We start from the raw sequence: 16,851 nt of genomic DNA on the forward strand, positions 1-16,851 counted from the left end.
GAGCGAGACCGCTGCCCGTCCGGCAGCGCTGGAAGGTCCCGCAGGATGGCCGTTGCCGAAGTCGCCCTGGAGTTTCCCGTTTGAACGCAACTCGCTTGTAGAATGGGACGGCGGCAGCCGTTAACATGCGTCAAGAGTGCCGAACTATTCTCACGATCGCGTGTGCGACGGAGCCGTTCGGAACGAAGGTGGTACCACGGAAGCGAACCTTTCGTCCTTTGCGACGGGAGGTTTTTATATTTTTTGTCCCCTAAATGGAGGTTGTTGCTTACATGAGCGATACACGTGCAACGAATACCGTCGAAATGCCGACGACCTATGATCCGACAAGCGCTGAGCAGAAATGGTACGACGCTTGGATTCAAGGCGGCTACTTCAAGGCGGGACAGCGTCCGGACGCGCCGAAATACACGATTGTCATTCCGCCGCCGAACGTCACAGGCATGCTGCACATCGGCCATGCGCTGGACTTCACGCTGCAGGATATCCTCATTCGCTTCAAGCGGATGCAGGGCTTCGACGCACTCTGGTTGCCGGGCACGGACCATGCGGGCATCGCCACGCAGACGAAGGTCGAGCAGAAGCTGCGCGAGGAAGGCAAGAGCCGGTACGATCTGGGCCGCGAAGCGTTCCTGGAGAAGGTATGGGAATGGAAAGAGACGTATGCGAATACGATCCGCAGCCAGTGGTCGAAGCTGGGCCTTAGCCTGGACTATTCCCGCGAGCGGTTCACGCTGGACGAAGGGCTGTCCCGCGCGGTTCGCGAAGTGTTCGTCCGCCTGTACGAGAAGGGGCTGATCTACCGCGGCAAGCGGATCATTAACTGGGACCCTGCGGCACGCACGGCGCTGTCCGATATCGAGGTTGAATACAAGGAAGTTAACGGCCATCTGTATCATCTGCAATATCCGCTGGCGGACGGAAGCGGAACGATCACGGTGGCGACGACCCGTCCGGAGACGATGCTGGGCGATACGGCCGTTGCGGTTCATCCGAAGGATGAGCGTTACAAGCATTTGATTGGGAAAATGTTGAAGCTGCCGATCGTCGGCCGCGAGATTCCGATCGTCGGAGACGAATACGTCGACCGCGAGTTCGGCAGCGGCGCGGTCAAGATCACGCCCGCGCACGACCCGAACGACTTCGAGGTCGGCAGCCGCCACGATCTGCCGCAGATCATCGTCATGGACGAGAGCGGCACGATGAACGAGAACGCAGGCCCTTACCAAGGCATGGACCGCGCGGAATGCCGCAAGGCGATCGTGAAGGATCTGCAGGAGCAAGGCGTCTGCATGAAGATCGAGGACCACGTGCATCAAGTCGGCCACAGCGAGCGCTCCGGCGCTGTCGTCGAGCCTTATCTGTCGACGCAATGGTTCGTCTCGATGAAGCCGCTGGCGGAGAGAGCGATTGAATCGCAGAAGTGCGGCAAGGGCGTTAACTTCGTGCCGGAACGCTTCGAGAAGGTGTACCTGCAATGGATCGAGAACGTTCGAGACTGGTGCATCTCCCGACAGCTGTGGTGGGGACATCGCATTCCCGCGTGGTACCATGAGCAGACCGGCGAGATTTATGTCGGCATGGAAGCGCCGGAAGGCGCAGATGCGGAAGGCACGCCATGGCGGCAGGACGAGGACGTGCTGGACACGTGGTTCAGCTCCGCGCTCTGGCCGTTCTCGACGCTCGGCTGGCCGGATCTCGAGAGCGAGGACCTGAAGCGCTACTATCCGACGGATGCGCTGGTTACCGGCTACGACATTATTTACTTCTGGGTAGCCCGAATGATCTTCACCGCGCTCGAGTTTACGGATCAGGTTCCGTTTAAGGATGTGCTCATCCACGGTCTCGTCCGCGACGCCGAAGGGCGCAAGATGTCCAAGTCGCTCGGCAACGGCGTCGATCCGCTCGAGGTGATCGAGAAGTACGGCGCGGACGCGCTGCGCTACATGATCTCGACCGGCAGCACGCCGGGCCAAGACCTTCGCTTCCGCATCGAGAAGGTCGAGCAGGCGCGCAACTTCGCGAACAAGATCTGGAATGCTTCACGCTTCACGCTGATGAATCTGGACGGCTTCAAGGCCGAGGATATCGACCTGACCGGCAGCTTGTCGACGGCGGACCGCTGGATTCTGCACCGCTTGGGCGAGACCGCGCGAGACATTACGCGCATGATGGAGTCGTACGACTTCGGAGAGACGGGACGGTTGCTCTACAACTTCATCTGGGACGACTTGTGCGACTGGTATATCGAATTCGCCAAGCTGTCGCTGTACGGCGCGGACGCCGAGGAGAAGCGCAGTACCCAATCGGTTCTGGCCTATGTGCTGGACCGCACGCTGCGGCTGCTTCACCCGTTCATGCCGTTCCTGTCCGAAGAGATCTGGCAGCACCTGCCGCATGAACCTGGCGAGACGATTACGCTGGCTTCGTGGCCGGTCTACGACGCCAAGTTCGAAGCGCCGGAAGCGGTAAGCGAGATGTCGCTGCTGATGGACGCGATCCGCGCGGTGCGCAACGTTCGCGCCGAAGTGGGCGTCACGCCGGGCAAGAAGGTCGAGCTGATCGTCAAGCCGACGAGCGCGGAGACGGGCGATATTCTGCGCCGCAACGAGGAGTATCTCCGCCGGTTCTGCAATACGTCCGAGCTGACGCTGGACGAAGGGCTGACGCCGCCGGACAAGGCGATGACGGCGATCGTGACTGGCGCCGAGCTGTACTTGCCGCTCGCCGGCCTAATCGACATCGCGCAGGAGATCGCGCGTCTTGAGAAGGAACTCGCTACCTTGAACGCGGAAGTCGAGCGGGTGGAGAAGAAGCTGGCGAACGAAGGCTATATCGCGAAGGCCCCTGCTCATGTAGTCGAGCAAGAGCGGGCCAAAGGCGAGGATTACCGCGACAAGCGAGACAAGGTGCTGGCGCGCATCGCCGAGCTTCGCGGCTAACGGAGGCGTAACAACATGGCAGAGGAAGCTGTACAAGGGGAATTGCAAACAGCGGCTGAGGCAGTCGCCTGGATTACGGGTCTGATGCCGACCGTCGGCATCCGGCCCGGACTCGAGCGGATGAACCTGCTCATGGAGAAGCTGAATCATCCCCATCGCAGATTGAAGTTCATACACGTGGCCGGCACGAACGGCAAAGGCTCGGTCTGCGCATACCTGACGACCGTGCTGCGGGACGCCGGCTACGACGTGGGGACGTTCACGTCCCCCTATATTACTTCTTATTCGAACCGGTTCCAGTATAACGGAGAGGATATCGCGGATGCTGATCTGGTGAAGCTGGCCAATCGGCTCAAGCCGTTATGCGAAGAGATGGCTGCAACCGAGTGGGGGCCGCTCACGATGTTCGAGGTGACGACGGCGCTCGCGATTCTCTATTACGGCACCGTAACGTTCCCGGATTACGTCGTATGGGAGACTGGGCTGGGCGGCAGGCTGGATGTGACGAATGTCGTTATCCCGATCGTCAGCGTCATCACGAACATCGGACACGACCATATGGATCTGCTCGGCCCGACGATCGCGGATATCGCGTCGGAGAAGGCAGGCATTATCAAATCGGGCGTCCCCGTCGTGACGGGCGCTTCCCAACCGGAAGCCGTCGAAGTGATCGAGCGAACGGCCAAGGAGAAGAAGGCGTCCCTTTATCGCCTCGGAGACAGCTTCCGCTATGAGATACTGTCGATCTCCGAACGAGAGTCTGCCTTTTCTTGGGCCGGACCGCACCGATCCTTGGAGTCCTTGCCCGTGACGCTCAGCGGCGCGCATCAGATCGAGAACGCCGCCGTAGCTGTCATGACGATTGAAGTGCTTCGGCAATACTACGCGCTTATCGTGGACGACGACGTTCTTGCCGAGGGGCTAAGGAGGACGGCATGGCCCGGACGGCTGGAGATGGTGTCTGAGCAGCCGCGTATCTTGATCGATGGCGCGCATAACCCGGAAGGCATGCAGGCGCTGGCGTCGGCACTTCGCGATATCTACTCCTACGATTCGCTGAATATCATGATGGCAATGATGCCGAATAAGAATCACGAAGAAGCGCTCCGGCATATACTACCAATGGTGAACTCGCTTATCGTGACAGAACCGGATTTCCATAAGAGAATGAACGCCGAAGATTTGGCTGCTGTCGTGAGGCGGCTCCAGGATCAAGTCGGCGGTCCCCGGAGCATCATCGTCGAACCGGATTGGCGGCGTGCCCTGGAACGATTGCAGGGGATGGCCGGGGATGGATCCGAGCGGACGCTGTCTGTCGTCACCGGGACCTTGTACCTCATCGCCGATGTACGGTCGTGGCTGCTCCATCATACGAATTCAGAAAAAGGCTGGTGAAACTTCGTTGCGAACGGCAGAGCGCGTACATTTTATAGGCATCGGCGGTTACGGCATGAGCGCGATCGCCCGTGTCATGTTGGAGATGGGATACGAGGTTACAGGTTCGGATGTCGCTCGGCAGGAGCTGACGGAGAAGCTTGCGGCTAAGGGTGCCCGCATCTATATCGGCCATGAGCCGGAGCATGTCAGGGGAGCCAATCTGGTTGTCTATTCGACCGCGTTGCCGAAGGACAACGTAGAACGCAAGGAAGCAGAGCTGTTAAACATACCGACGCTGCACCGGGCCCAGATGCTGGCTCGGCTGTTGAACGACCGCAAGGGCGTAGCCGTCGCCGGTGCGCACGGCAAGACGACGACATCTTCCATGATCGCACTTGTCATGGAGACATGCGGGGAGGACCCGACTTATATTATCGGCGGGGAGATCGTTAACGTCGGCACGAACGCCAAGGCCGGCAAAGGGGATTACGTCGTCGCCGAGGCGGATGAGAGCGACGGCTCCTTCCTGCAGTACCATCCCGCGGTCGCCGTCGTGACCAATATCGAACCCGACCATCTCGAGAATTACGAGGGAGACTTCAATAAGCTCAAAGAGGCTTATGTGAAGTTTCTGGGCAACGTGCGGACAGGCGGCTGCGCGGTCGTCTGCGCGGACGACGAGAATGTTCGCGCCATTCTGCCGCAAGCGGCTCAGACGCGGGCCATTACTTATGGAATTGAGCAAGAGGCGGATTATACGGCTGCGAACGTGGAGCTTGGTGACCGCTATGCGTCCTTCGACGTACGCCAAGATGGACAAACGCTAGGCACAGTTCGCCTATCCGTTCCCGGGCTGCACAATGTCTATAATGCGCTGGCGACCGTCGTCGTCTGTCTGGAAGCGGGTATCGCATTCGAGAAGGTCGCCGCAGCGATCTTGGAGTTCCGAGGCGCTAAACGCCGGTTCCAAGTGCTGGGCGAAGTGAAGGACATGCTGGTCGTGGACGACTATGCGCATCATCCGACCGAGATCGAAGCGACGATTCAGGCAGCGAAGGCGACGCACAAGCGTATCATCGCGGTATTCCAGCCGCAGCGGTATACGCGCACGTTCTTCCTGCTCGACGCGTTCAGCCGGGCGTTCAAGGACGCAGATGAGGTCATCATCACCGATATCTATTCGCCTGCAGGCGAGCAGCGGATCGAAGGCGTGACGTCCCAGCGGCTCGTTGAGCTCATCGCGGAGAACAGCAATCCGAACGTCGCCTACATTCCGACGAAGGAAGAGGTTCTCGATCTGCTGGCTGCGAAGGTAACTCCCGGCGATTTGGTGCTGACGATGGGCGCGGGAGACATCTGGAAGACGGCTGACAGCCTCGCCCGATTGCTGCGCGATCGCGAGGAAGGCTCCGCCTAATGTGTAACGATTAACCTTAACCGATAGATAGAAGCTAAAGCCGTTTCTTTAGGCGCTTGACGGCGCCTGAGAAGCGGCTTTGCCATGTAGCGGGGATATGATCATCGGAGCTATTCTTACTAGGCGTCGAAGGTTTTGTTCGGTCTCTATCATATTTGGATTCTTCGGGCCATAGACTTTAATAGATTATGGACAAGGAGAGACCATCTCATGCAGCCAACCAAAGCGAGAATGACGTTCCGATTCGACGGGACAGTTCCCGGCAAGGCGATAACCGATACGAAGCAGCCAATTCCAGCTCCTGTGCCGGAGGTCAGCGCGGGAAGCGCAGACACCGGAGCCAGCGAAGCATGGGCGAGTTCCTATCAAGAAGATATACAAGCGCTTGAAGAGATGATTCGAGGATCGGATCGCGCGGCGATCTCGGGCTTTAGCAAGAAGGTTGAGAGAGCTGAAGAGAAGCGGCGTACGCCTGCGGATACGATAGCTCCCCTGCCGGTTCGGACGCAGCCTTCAGAGACAGCGCCGCAGCCGCCGGCTAAGCTGCCGACGTCGAGAACGCAGACGATCCCGTTCCCCGGAACGAATCGCCGCAGCGACCGAGAAGAGGAGTTATTCCCCAACCTCCCATATGGCCGTGAGGAGAAGCCGTATCGGCGGGAGGCGGAGCCTCTCTCTCCAGAATTGCCGGATGAGGCTGGCTTGCATGACTTGCCGGACGAGCTGGAGCATAGCTGGATCTCGAACGATCGTTACAGCCGAAGAGACGGCCCGTCGTGGCTTCGCGTGTTCGTGACCGTCATCGGAGCGATCGCCACCGGCGGGTTGTTCGGTTACTTGCTGCTAACCCTGTTCACAGGCGAGCCGATGTTCCCGAGGATTGGCTCTGCCCAAGGGGACGCGCTTCCGGCTGCAGGCGTCCCCTACGAAGATGCGAATGGCGCGAGCCCGTCCTCCGAGTCAAGCGGAACAGTCACTGCGTTCGAGAACGGATCGGCTCCCAACGGCCAAGCGACGCAAGGGCAGCAAGCCGCATCCGGCCAAGCGATCGCCGTGCCCGAACTCGCGTTCTATGTGCTTCAGTACGGCGTGTTCCAGACGGAAGCCGGCATGAACGAAGCTGCTCAGCAGCTGCGCGACAGAGGAATCGCCGCGGCGACCGACCAAGGGGCCGAGGGTTACCGAGTGTATGCCGGCATAACGCCGTCCAAATCGGAAGCCGATACGCTCGCCTCCAGCCTTGCCGGCACACAAGTTTACGTTAAGGCGCTGGACAGCGGAGAGGTTCAACTGGCAAGCTCCGACCTCTCAGCAGCATTCGCAGATTATTTGCAATCAAGCGCAGCGCTCATCGGCAAGATCGCGGGCTTCACGGCGGCATCGCTCTCCGGCGAATCGCCTTCTGCCGGAGAAGACATCCAATCGATCCGAACGGCGCACCAGCTGTGGCTCGAGCAGTCGAAGGCGGCTGACAGCTGGGAGGGAGCGGCTAAGCAAGCGGCGCAAGCCGAGATTGAACAGCTGAACGCCGCGATCAACGCGCTGAACGAATACAGCGACGAGCCGTCGAGCTCGGAACTGTGGAGCGCGCAGTCGGCGGCGATGAGTGCGGCGCTCGCGGATCTGCAGCTTCGTGAAGCTGTGCAGACTGGCAATTAACCGATCGGGCAGGCGTTGCGGATCCATCTCGCCGTCAGCTTCGTTCGACTCTCTAAGAGCTTGACCGGACCATCCGGTCGGCTCTTTTGTTCTTGTCGCGGGCGGTCTGCCGGGCAGACTGCCAAGGGGGCCGCGTTCGGGCGGCTGCGAATCGATCTCCTTTTCCCAATCCTGCCCATTCCGTCCGAAATATGCGTTGGCAGGTTAGCCAAGGGGGCGTATAATGAACACACAAGTGTCAAAAAATGGTGGGAGACGTTGAAACGTGAAGAAAAACGGATGGATTCTGCTGCTGCTCGTCATTATCGGCCTTCTGGCCGGCGCTATGGTCTCTAACTGGCTGGCGAAGGTTCCGGGATTAGACTTCTTGACCGACGCCTACAAGATCGATTGGTCGCCTTCCTTCGATCTAATGGTCATCAACTTCAGCCTTCATCTCGGCTTGAGCGTGAGCTTGCTGAGCATCGTCGGAGCCGCCATCGCCATTTGGGTTTATCGAAAAATGTAATTTTTCTAATGAAAAAAATGTTGAAACGCGAGGAACTTGAACGATGGCTGCGACGTCTAACTCGTTATCCCCGATTACGCTGGTGTTAGCCTCCTCCTCTCCGCGGAGACGGGAGCTGATCGCCACGCTCGGATTACCGGTACATATCAAGCCCAGCGACGCAGACGAGTCCACCCCGCCCGATTGGACTCCGGCGCTGGTCGTCGAGCAATTGTCGCTGCGCAAAGCCCAGGCGGTCGCGGCGGCGCTTGAGCCCGCCGAAGGCAAGCGGCGGATCGTGATCGGAAGCGACACGATCGTGGCGCTGGCAGGCGAGATCATGGGCAAGCCCAAGGATGCCGAAGACGCGAAGCGCATGCTGCGCCTTCTGTCCGGCCGCACCCATGAAGTGTATACGGGCGTGACGTGCATGGAAGCGGGCTCCGGCGGCCGAACAGCGACATCCCACCGGGTGACGCGAGTCCAGTTCAGGTCGCTGACGGAAGCGCAGATCGATCGCTATGTCGCCACTGGGGAGCCCATGGACAAAGCCGGCGCTTACGGCATTCAGGACAAAGGCGCGCTGCTCGTGGAAGCGATCGAAGGGTGCTTCTTCACCGTCGTCGGTCTCCCGCTCTCGCTGCTCGCGCAGATGCTGGAGCCGTTCGGCGTCGAATTGCCCTGACCTGTCTCCGCCCGCTCACCCGATGACCCCAGCCGATACCCGCGGCCGACGCGGAATAGATGGAAGAGGGATCATGATGGAACAACGCGCTTACATGCTGCGCGAGCTGCCCGCGGACGAGCGTCCGCGGGAGCGGATGCAGCGGCACGGCGCCAGCGCGCTCAGCCACGCGGAGCTGCTGGCGATTCTGCTGAGAACAGGCACCCGCAATGAATCGGCCATTCGGCTGGCGGAACGGATTCTGACCGATTGCGGAGGGCTGAAGCGGCTCGCCGAGCGCAGCTGGGACGAGCTGACGCATATCCGCGGCATTGGCCCGGCGAAGGCGCTCCAGCTCCAGGCGTCGATCGAGCTGGGCAGGCGGGTCGCGCGCTCGCGGCTGCCGGAGACGGTTCGCATCGCAAGGCCGCAGGACGCTGCCGACCTGCTCATGGAGGAGCTGCGGCATCTGCGCGAGGAGCACTTCGTCTGCCTGTTCCTGAACACGAAGAATCAGGTCATCGGCCGGCAGACGCTCTCGATCGGCAGCTTGAACGCTTCCGTCGTTCACCCTCGCGAGGTGTTCCGTGCCGCCATCAGACGAAGCAGCGCATCGATTCTATGCGCCCATAATCATCCAAGCGGCGATCCGACGCCGAGCAAGGAAGATATCGCGCTGACGCGCCGTCTGGCGGAGGCCGGGGAATTGATCGGGATCGAGCTGCTCGACCACCTGGTAATCGGTGACAATCGCTATATTAGTTTGAAGGAAAGTGGATGTCTGTAATATAATAAGAAGGATTGTCCCAACAGGAGGTAGCAGCATATGTTTGGTGGATTCACGCGTGATTTAGGAATTGATTTAGGAACAGCGAATACGCTTGTTTATGTCAAAGGCAAAGGAATCGCCGTAAGGGAGCCTTCCGTGGTTGCCCTGCGTACCGATACGAAGAAAATCGAAGCCGTTGGCGAGGCCGCCAAGAAGATGATCGGCCGCACGCCGGGCAACATCCGGGCGATTCGCCCGATGAAGGACGGCGTCATCGCCGACTTTGACACGACGGCCACGATGATTAAGTATTTCATCCGCCGGGCGCAGAAGGAGCGTTCGTTCCCGCCGCGCCATCCGAATGTGATGGTGTGCGTGCCGTCTGGCATTACCGCCGTCGAGAAGCGCGCTGTCGAAGATGCCACCAAGCAAGCTGGCGCACGCGAAGCGTACACGATCGAAGAGCCGTTCGCGGCTGCGATCGGCGCTGATCTCCCGGTATGGGAACCGACCGGATCGATGGTCGTCGACATCGGCGGCGGCACGACGGAAGTGGCTGTTATCTCGCTCGGAGGCATCGTGACGAGCCGCTCGATCCGCGTGGCCGGCGACGAGATGGACGAGGCGATCATTCAGTACATCAAGCGCTTGTACAACTTGATGATCGGCGAGCGCACGGCGGAGCAGCTCAAGATGGAGATCGGCTCGGCGACGCCGCTGGACAAGGTCGAATCGATCGAGATCCGCGGCCGCGATCTCGTCTCGGGACTTCCGAAGACGCTCGCGATCACGTCTGATGAGATTACCGAAGCGCTCTCCGATACGGTGAACGCGATCGTGGAAGCCGTGAAGGTAACGCTGGAGAAGTGCCCTCCGGAGCTGTCCGCCGACATTATGGACCGCGGCATCGTGCTGACCGGCGGCGGCGCTCTGCTTCGCAACCTGGACAAGATGCTGGCCCGCGAGACGGGCATGCCGGTGCTCGTCGCGGAGAACCCGCTTGACTGCGTGGCGATCGGAACGGGCCGCGCGCTGGAGAACATCCATTTGTTCAAGTCTTCGAAGAGCTCCGGTTCCCGCAAAGGCTAAGCCGGAACAGAAGATGGAGGCCCGGTGGGGAAGGAAGCAGGTGATCGGATATTTTTAAGATGATGCGCAACAAACGTCTGTTCATTCTCATGATCGGGCTGATCCTGGTCATCGCTACGCTGGGCTTCACGTCGGGACGCACCGGTCTCAGTTGGCCCGAACGCTTCGTGAACGATGCGTTCGGCGCCGTGCAAGGAGCATTGTACCGGCCGGTCGGGGCTGTGTCGGAATTCTTCCGCGACCTCGGCCGGCTTTCCGACGTATACGAGGAGAACGAACAGCTCAGGCAGACGGTAGCTAGGTACACGCAAGACAAGATTCGCTATAATATGATTGAGAATGAGAATAAGAGACTGCAGGAAGACCTTAATTTTACGAAACGCCAGAAGCAATTATACGATTATCAGTATTTGATCGCTCAAGTCGTGGCGGGAGGCTCCAATCCGTATGACAAGACGATTAAGATCAATCTGGGAGCCCATGACGGCATTAAGCCGAGGATGGCGGTCACGACGGTCGATGGACTGGTTGGGCTTGTCAGCAAAGTATCGGAATTCACTTCGACGGTCACGCCGATTACGGAGCTGGACCCGACCGACAGCGATCAGATCTCGATCTCTGCGACTGTGCTCGGCCGCGAGGATCAGGCATTCGGAATCGTAGATTTCGACAAAGAGAACAACATGCTGCAGATGAGCAAGATTGATGAGAGCGCCACGATTGAGGAAGGCGATCTAATCATCACGTCCGGCCTCGGCAATGTGCTTCCGAAGGGACTCATCATCGGCACTGTCGTCACAAGTCAGGTAGGGGATTTCGGTCTGACGCACACGGCTACTATTAAGCCATCGGCCAAATTCGATCATTTGACCGAAGTGTTCGTCGTGGTGGCGCCGGATGTGGATACGCCGTGAAGATGCTCATGAACCGCACGATTCTGCTGACGATTCTGCTCCTGATCGTTCAGACGTCGCTGATCCCTTGGCTTGTGCCGGACGCATGGAGCGACAGGCTGCTGCCGAATCTGCCTTTCGTGATCACGGTGTATGTCGCCTTGTTCGCCGGCCGGCACCGGGGCTTCCTGTTTGGACTAGGCTTCGGACTGCTGGAGGACGTGTTGTTCTACGGCCATCTCATGGGGGCTTACGGGTTCGGCATGGCGCTGATAGGCTATATGATTGGACTTGTTAGCGACAGAAGACCGCGCACGCTGGCGGATACGGCGGTTGCCACGGTCATCGGAAGCGGGATTCTGAACTCTATCATCTACTTCGTCTACAAGATGTTCCAACTGACGGATCTGACGTACGGATTCGCGGCGTATTGGCAGATCGTGCCTACCCTGCTTCTTGAGCTGATGATTACGCTGCTCATCTATGTTCCGGTTCGGCGTTGGCTGATGAAGAATGCTCCTGCTGCCGGCGATGAGAACGCTGCTTAACACGATCCGCAATGCGCTAGGGATGTTGCCGGCAGGAAAATAGGCTCGCCTGGCAGAATTGTAGTTATCGTAGGGAGGAGCGACATGGTGAGCGTCAAATCGGCTATTACGATCAAAGGAACCAAGGATGGCCTCGTCTTCCTGCTTGATGACCAGTGCGACTTCACGTCGCTTCTGGATGAGCTTCACGAGAAGCTGGACAAGCACGAACAGCAGCTGTCCGGCCCGCTCGTCCACGTCTTCGTGAAGCTGGGCTCGCGTCGGTTGAACGAGGAGGACAAGGAACGGCTTCGGTACATCATCCGCAAGCAAGGCAACTTCCTTATCCAGAGCATGGAGAGCGACAAGACGCCCGAAGAGCTGGAGGCGGAGAAGAACGCCGTCAAGACGATCGCAGGCATTGTCCGTTCAGGACAGACCGTCCATCATCAGGGACATTTGCTGCTGCTGGGCGATGTGAATCCCGGCGGCACCGTCATCTGTTCCGGTGATATTTATATTATGGGCGCGCTGCGGGGAACCGCTCATGCAGGCTGCGACGGCAACGAGGAGGCGGTCATCGCCGCTTCGCTCATGACGCCGACTCAACTGAGAATCGCCGAAGTGATCAGCCGGCCGCCGGAGGAATGGACGTCCGCCGAACCGGTCATGGAATTCGCTTATTTGCGGGACGGGGTCATGGAGATCGATAAACTGACTCACTTGCATCATCGCCGCAGTGAACACATGCCATTCAAAGGAGTGTAGATCGATGGGAGAAGCGATTGTCATTACGTCCGGCAAAGGCGGAGTGGGGAAGACGACAACCTCCGCAAACTTGGGAACGGCGCTTGCACTGCTGGGCCGTAAGGTATGTATGGTCGATACCGACATCGGGCTGCGCAATCTGGATGTCGTCATGGGTCTCGAGAATCGGATTATCTACGATTTGATCGACGTAGCGGATGGCCGCTGCCGATTGAATCAGGCGCTCATTAAGGACAAGCGGTTCGATGAGCTGTACATGCTGCCGGCTGCACAGACGAAGGACAAGCATGATATCAAGCCGGAACAAGTCCGCAAGATCGTAGAGGAATTGAAAGCTGAATACGATTATGTCATCATCGACTGTCCGGCCGGCATTGAGCAGGGCTTCGACAATGCGGTAGCCGGCGCGGATCAAGCGATCGTTGTGACGACGCCGGAGAATGCGGCCGTCCGCGACGCCGACCGGGTCATCGGCATCTTGGAGCAGCGCGGCTTCAAGTCGCCGAAGCTCGTGATCAATCGGATTCGTCCGAATATGCTTCGCAGCGGCGACATGCTTGAGATCGACGACATCTGCCAAGTGCTCTCGATCGATCTGATCGGCATCGTTCCGGATGACGAGATTGTCATCAAAGCCGCCAACCAGGGAGAGCCGACCGTGCTCAATCCTTCCTCCCGAGCCGCTATCGCCTATCGCAACGTTGCCCGCCGCATACTCGGCGAGACCGTTCCGCTTATGAATCTGGAAGAGAGAAGCGGAATGTTCGGCCGAATGAAGAAGTTTCTCGGAATGGGATGATTCGGCTTGCTTAACCGATTTAAGAAGATAGATTGGATCATGATGCTGATCCTGGGGCTGCTCATGGTTGCCAGCGCGCTTGTCGTGCGAAGCGCGACCCACAACGACTCCGGGTATCACAATTATGATATTAAGACGATTGAGTTCTACGCTGCCGGCTTCGTCGTGATCTTGCTGTGCGTCATGTTCGACTACCGGCTGCTGCTCAAGACGTGGTACGTCTGGTACATCATCGGCATTGGCTCGCTGGTTGCCGTGCTGCTGTTCGCGCCGAAGATCAACGGAGCGCGCAGCTGGTTCCCGATCGCGGGGGGGCTGAATATCCAGCCGGCGGAAGTCATGAAGCTGTTCCTCATTATTGCCGTGGCGGCCGTTCTCGGCCGAAGGCAAGGGGATCCGCTGCGGATGCGCACCGATGTCTTGGCCATTGCGGTCGTCTCGTTCGTGCCGTTCATTCTGTGCATGATCCAGCCGGACCTTGGCAACGCCATGATCTATGTGTTCATCGTGCTCGGCATGCTGTGGATCGGGAACATTCGATACACCTATGTCACGATAGGCTTGGCGGTTGTGGTCGGCGGCCTCGTGCTGTTCGTCACGCTGTTCAACGCATACAATGCGGAGATCAAGCAGTTCATGGAGGACGACCTTCATAAGCCGCACTGGTATCAACGGATTAACACGTACATTCACCCCGAAGAAGCGACCATGGACGAACGGCGGCAAGCGGAATACGCGAAGATCGCCATCGGCTCCGGCGGCTTGGCCGGAGACGGCTACATGCAAGGGGAGTCCAAGAACCGCAAGTTCATTCCGTATCCGTATTCGGACTCGATCTTCGTCGTCATCGGCGAGGAGTTCGGCTTCCAAGGAGCGGCGGTGCTCCTTCTGATCTACTTTATTTTCATCTATCGGATGATCTTGATCGCCTACCAGTGCTACGACTTGCGAGGGTCGTTCATCATTATAGGAATCGCGGCGATGCTGGTGTTCCAGATCTTCCAGAACATCGGCATGATGATCGGTCTGATGCCCATCACCGGCATCACGCTGCCGTTCATCAGCTACGGAGGCACCTCGCTGCTGCTCAACATGCTGTGTATCGGCATTGTGTTCAGCATCCGGGCGCATCAAGAGAAGTACACGATGGATACGTAGAAAGGGTAATTGAACGTCAGCAGCGGCCGAGAGGCCGCTTTTTTTGACTGAAGTTCCGAATGCGAATGCAATCTGCATCCTTCGTGACTCCGGCACGCTAGCCCTCCCATTACAGGCATGACCCTCTTCCACACCGCCATCTGGTCTAAACCGGGACAGCTTGCCATATCGTGATACAAAGCGCGGACAAGGGGGGAGCGGCCATGGAAGTGCGGAACAATGTCCGCCAGCGGCGGCGGGAGAGGATACAGCAGTTGACAGGCGCCCGTTCGGCGGGCTGGGAGAATAACGAGCGGGAGAGACGTTGGCTAGAAGAGGACGAGACGGGCATACCGCTGGGGCGAGAACAAGTTCAGGGCATAGCAAGCGATGAGGACGTCTGGGAGCATGTGCCGCCTGAGGAGTCCCTGGATTCGTATCCGCCGTCGCGGGAGGACCGTCAGGCAGCTTCGCCGGAGCCGGCCGTGCCTACGGCGTCTTCATTCGCCGCATCGGATTACAGTTTGTTCGAGCCCCCTCAAGGAGAGCCGGATCCGGAACGGTGGTGGAAGGAGAAGCAGCGGCAAGAACGAGGCGGCTTCGGCGGACGCAAGCAGGAGCCGCATCCGGGATCGCCTGGACTCGGTCCGAACAACAGCGCGAGGCCAACTGGACTCGGCCCGAACGGAAGCGCCAGACCGACCGGTTCGGGCTCGATCGGCTCCTTGTCCGGCCTCAGCCCCTATGGAGGATTGTCCGGCCGGCCGGGATGGGACAATACGCCGCCTTACCCCGAGGAAGGCAGCGTCTTGGGCCGGTTCGTCAAAGGCTTCATCGCCCGGGCAGCTGTTGCCGCAGCCCTGTTCGGCACGGTATGGGCGTGGACGATCTATGAGCTTCCGGGGAGCAATGAAGTCCAAGGCTGGACGATTCGGACGGTTACTGAAGATATGAACTTCGCGGCAGTCGAAGCTTGGTATGAGCGGACGTTCGGCGGGACGCCTTCCTTCCTGCCGATCTTCGAGGATGAGGACGGAACGCAGGCGGTCTCCGCCGGCTGGAACAGTGCAGAGACCGCTCCGCCGCTGTCCGGACGAATTCTGCAATCCTTCGCGCAGAGCGGCGAAGGAGTACAACTGGCTGCTTTGGACGGAACGCCGGTTCAAGCGGTTCATACCGGCCGGGTGGCGCAAGTGGCGATCGACGATCAAGGTCTGGCAACGATCAAGATTCAGCACGAGAACAACGTCGTCTCCATCTACAGCCGCGTCGCGAAGCCGGCTGTTAAGACGAATGATTGGGTGGAAGCCGGCCGTCCGATTGGCGTGGTGTCCTCAATTGAAGGCGATGGCGGCGAGGGAATGCTTGAATTCGCCGTACAGCAGAATGGCAAGCCAATCGATCCGTCGGAAGTGGTGCCGCTTGATTAAATGGCGGGGCACGAGGATCAAGCTTCATCCGTTATTCGTCCTGCTCATGCTGCTGTCCATCGCGGCCGGACAGATCGCGCAGATCGCGACGCTGTTCGGCATCGTGCTGTTGCATGAATTGGGACACCTGGCGATGGCGCTGCGCTTCGGCTGGACGGTGCGGGAGATCAAGCTTCTCCCGTTCGGAGGCGTCCTCGAGGTGGAGGATGCGGGGGGCGTGCCCGCACGCGAAGAGGCGCTGGTTGCCATTGCGGGACCGCTGCAGAACGTCATTCTGGCCGCATTCGCCTGGCTGGCGACTGCGTTCGGATGGGTGGATTCGCGCTGGGCGGACGGATTCGTTCAAGCTAATGCGATCATCGCGCTTTTCAACCTGTTGCCGGTTATGCCGCTCGACGGAGGCAAGCTGATGCAGACGTGGATGAGCCTCCGCATTCCTTATCATCGCACGCTGCTCTGGAGCATGCGGATCAGCCTGCTGTTCAGCTTCGCAGCTGTCGCCGCTTCGCTCTATCCGCTGCTTCGGGGCGGGCATGTGCACTTGAACCTGCTCATGACCGGCTTGTTCCTGGCGGCGTCCAACTGGACGTATCGCCGCAACGTACCATTCGTATTCCTCCGATTCCTCGTCCATCGGTCGAGAAGAGCTGACCATCGCGTCGATGGGGGGACGCTGGCGCAGCCGATCGTCATCTCGGAGAACCGGACGCCTGCGTCCGTCGTGAAGCTGCTCATGAGGGAACGCTACCATCTGGTCTATGTGATGAGGCAAGGGAAGATTAGAAGAGTGGTGCCTGAAGGCCAGATGATTGACGGGTTCCTCGCTTCCTTGACCGGAGGGAATGCGGACTTGCGATTTTTCATGTAAGATGGAGATAAAGAGGTAGTAGTCG

Annotated in this window: 15 protein-coding genes and 1 other annotated feature (1 of these 16 cut by a window edge); all 15 genes read left to right on the plus strand. The window is 59.1% G+C overall.

The features are described 5' to 3' along the window. Positions 1 to 222: a binding site (T-box leader), on the plus strand (it extends 46 nt beyond the left edge of the window). Positions 223 to 272: 50 nt separating this feature from the next. Then, the gene (locus tag H4Q31_RS09730; RefSeq protein ID WP_185178880.1) at positions 273 to 2,942 is read left to right on the plus strand and encodes a valine--tRNA ligase; all 2,670 of its coding nucleotides are present in this window, start codon (positions 273 to 275) and stop codon (positions 2,940 to 2,942) included. Positions 2,943 to 2,957: 15 nt separating this feature from the next. After that, positions 2,958 to 4,337, plus strand: a complete 1,380-nt coding sequence (locus H4Q31_RS09735) for a bifunctional folylpolyglutamate synthase/dihydrofolate synthase (protein WP_185178881.1) — start codon at positions 2,958 to 2,960, stop codon at positions 4,335 to 4,337. Between the two features lie 7 nt (positions 4,338 to 4,344). Further along, positions 4,345 to 5,736, plus strand: coding sequence for a UDP-N-acetylmuramate--L-alanine ligase (gene murC / locus H4Q31_RS09740; RefSeq protein ID WP_185178882.1), 1,392 nt, complete (start codon positions 4,345 to 4,347; stop codon positions 5,734 to 5,736). A gap of 210 nt (positions 5,737 to 5,946) precedes the next feature. Then, entirely contained in the window at positions 5,947 to 7,395 is a 1,449-nt protein-coding gene (locus H4Q31_RS09745; protein WP_185178883.1) for an SPOR domain-containing protein, read from the plus strand. Between the two features lie 265 nt (positions 7,396 to 7,660). Then, complete coding sequence (locus tag H4Q31_RS09750; protein ID WP_185178884.1) at positions 7,661 to 7,903, plus strand: DUF4321 domain-containing protein; 243 nt, start codon at positions 7,661 to 7,663, stop codon at positions 7,901 to 7,903. Between the two features lie 43 nt (positions 7,904 to 7,946). Next, positions 7,947 to 8,567: a Maf family protein gene (locus H4Q31_RS09755; RefSeq protein WP_185178885.1), complete on the plus strand. Its 621-nt coding sequence runs from the start codon at positions 7,947 to 7,949 to the stop codon at positions 8,565 to 8,567. Between the two features lie 76 nt (positions 8,568 to 8,643). After that, a complete protein-coding gene (gene radC / locus H4Q31_RS09760; RefSeq protein ID WP_185178934.1) occupies positions 8,644 to 9,333 on the plus strand; it encodes a RadC family protein in 690 nt (229 codons plus the stop codon). A gap of 39 nt (positions 9,334 to 9,372) precedes the next feature. After that, positions 9,373 to 10,404 (plus strand): rod shape-determining protein, encoded by a 1,032-nt coding sequence (locus H4Q31_RS09765; RefSeq protein ID WP_185178886.1) that lies wholly within the window; start codon positions 9,373 to 9,375, stop codon positions 10,402 to 10,404. 59 nt (positions 10,405 to 10,463) lie between these two features. Then, entirely contained in the window at positions 10,464 to 11,318 is an 855-nt protein-coding gene (gene mreC, locus H4Q31_RS09770) for a rod shape-determining protein MreC (protein ID WP_245347143.1), read from the plus strand. A 2-nt stretch (positions 11,319 to 11,320) separates the two neighbouring features. Beyond that, positions 11,321 to 11,845: a rod shape-determining protein MreD gene (gene mreD, locus H4Q31_RS09775; RefSeq protein ID WP_245347160.1), complete on the plus strand. Its 525-nt coding sequence runs from the start codon at positions 11,321 to 11,323 to the stop codon at positions 11,843 to 11,845. 87 nt (positions 11,846 to 11,932) lie between these two features. Next, a complete protein-coding gene (minC, locus tag H4Q31_RS09780; RefSeq protein WP_185178936.1) occupies positions 11,933 to 12,592 on the plus strand; it encodes a septum site-determining protein MinC in 660 nt (219 codons plus the stop codon). 4 nt (positions 12,593 to 12,596) lie between these two features. Continuing rightward, positions 12,597 to 13,391, plus strand: a complete 795-nt coding sequence (minD, locus tag H4Q31_RS09785) for a septum site-determining protein MinD (RefSeq protein WP_185178888.1) — start codon at positions 12,597 to 12,599, stop codon at positions 13,389 to 13,391. Positions 13,392 to 13,397: 6 nt separating this feature from the next. Then, positions 13,398 to 14,549 carry an FtsW/RodA/SpoVE family cell cycle protein gene (locus H4Q31_RS09790; protein WP_185178889.1) on the plus strand — a complete coding sequence of 384 codons (1,152 nt, stop codon included), beginning with the start codon at positions 13,398 to 13,400 and terminating at the stop codon, positions 14,547 to 14,549. A gap of 203 nt (positions 14,550 to 14,752) precedes the next feature. Then, on the plus strand, positions 14,753 to 15,958 hold the full coding sequence (locus tag H4Q31_RS09795; protein WP_185178890.1) for a M23 family metallopeptidase: 1,206 nt from the start codon (positions 14,753 to 14,755) through the stop codon (positions 15,956 to 15,958). Continuing rightward, positions 15,951 to 16,826, plus strand: a complete 876-nt coding sequence (locus H4Q31_RS09800) for a M50 family metallopeptidase (protein ID WP_245347142.1) — start codon at positions 15,951 to 15,953, stop codon at positions 16,824 to 16,826. The genes H4Q31_RS09795 and H4Q31_RS09800 overlap by 8 nt, the downstream gene beginning before the upstream one ends. Positions 16,827 to 16,851: the final 25 nt, after the last annotated feature.

Source organism: Cohnella lubricantis (assembly GCF_014212015.1).
GTDB classification, from domain to species: domain Bacteria; phylum Bacillota; class Bacilli; order Paenibacillales; family Paenibacillaceae; genus Cohnella; species Cohnella lubricantis.

Excerpts from the sequence above, each read along its gene's own strand:
- H4Q31_RS09765 (WP_185178886.1), top strand. The coding sequence starts at position 9,373 with ATGTTTGGTGGATTCACGCGTGATTTAGGAATTGATTTAGGAACAGCG.
- H4Q31_RS09795 (WP_185178890.1), top strand. The coding sequence starts at position 14,753 with ATGGAAGTGCGGAACAATGTCCGCCAGCGGCGGCGGGAGAGGATACAG.
- H4Q31_RS09755 (WP_185178885.1), top strand. The coding sequence starts at position 7,947 with ATGGCTGCGACGTCTAACTCGTTATCCCCGATTACGCTGGTGTTAGCC.
- H4Q31_RS09735 (WP_185178881.1), top strand. The coding sequence starts at position 2,958 with ATGGCAGAGGAAGCTGTACAAGGGGAATTGCAAACAGCGGCTGAGGCA.
- mreD (WP_245347160.1), top strand. The coding sequence starts at position 11,321 with ATGCTCATGAACCGCACGATTCTGCTGACGATTCTGCTCCTGATCGTT.
- H4Q31_RS09745 (WP_185178883.1), top strand. The coding sequence starts at position 5,947 with ATGCAGCCAACCAAAGCGAGAATGACGTTCCGATTCGACGGGACAGTT.
- radC (WP_185178934.1), top strand. The coding sequence starts at position 8,644 with ATGGAACAACGCGCTTACATGCTGCGCGAGCTGCCCGCGGACGAGCGT.
- H4Q31_RS09730 (WP_185178880.1), top strand. The coding sequence starts at position 273 with ATGAGCGATACACGTGCAACGAATACCGTCGAAATGCCGACGACCTAT.
- mreC (WP_245347143.1), top strand. The coding sequence starts at position 10,464 with ATGATGCGCAACAAACGTCTGTTCATTCTCATGATCGGGCTGATCCTG.
- minD (WP_185178888.1), top strand. The coding sequence starts at position 12,597 with ATGGGAGAAGCGATTGTCATTACGTCCGGCAAAGGCGGAGTGGGGAAG.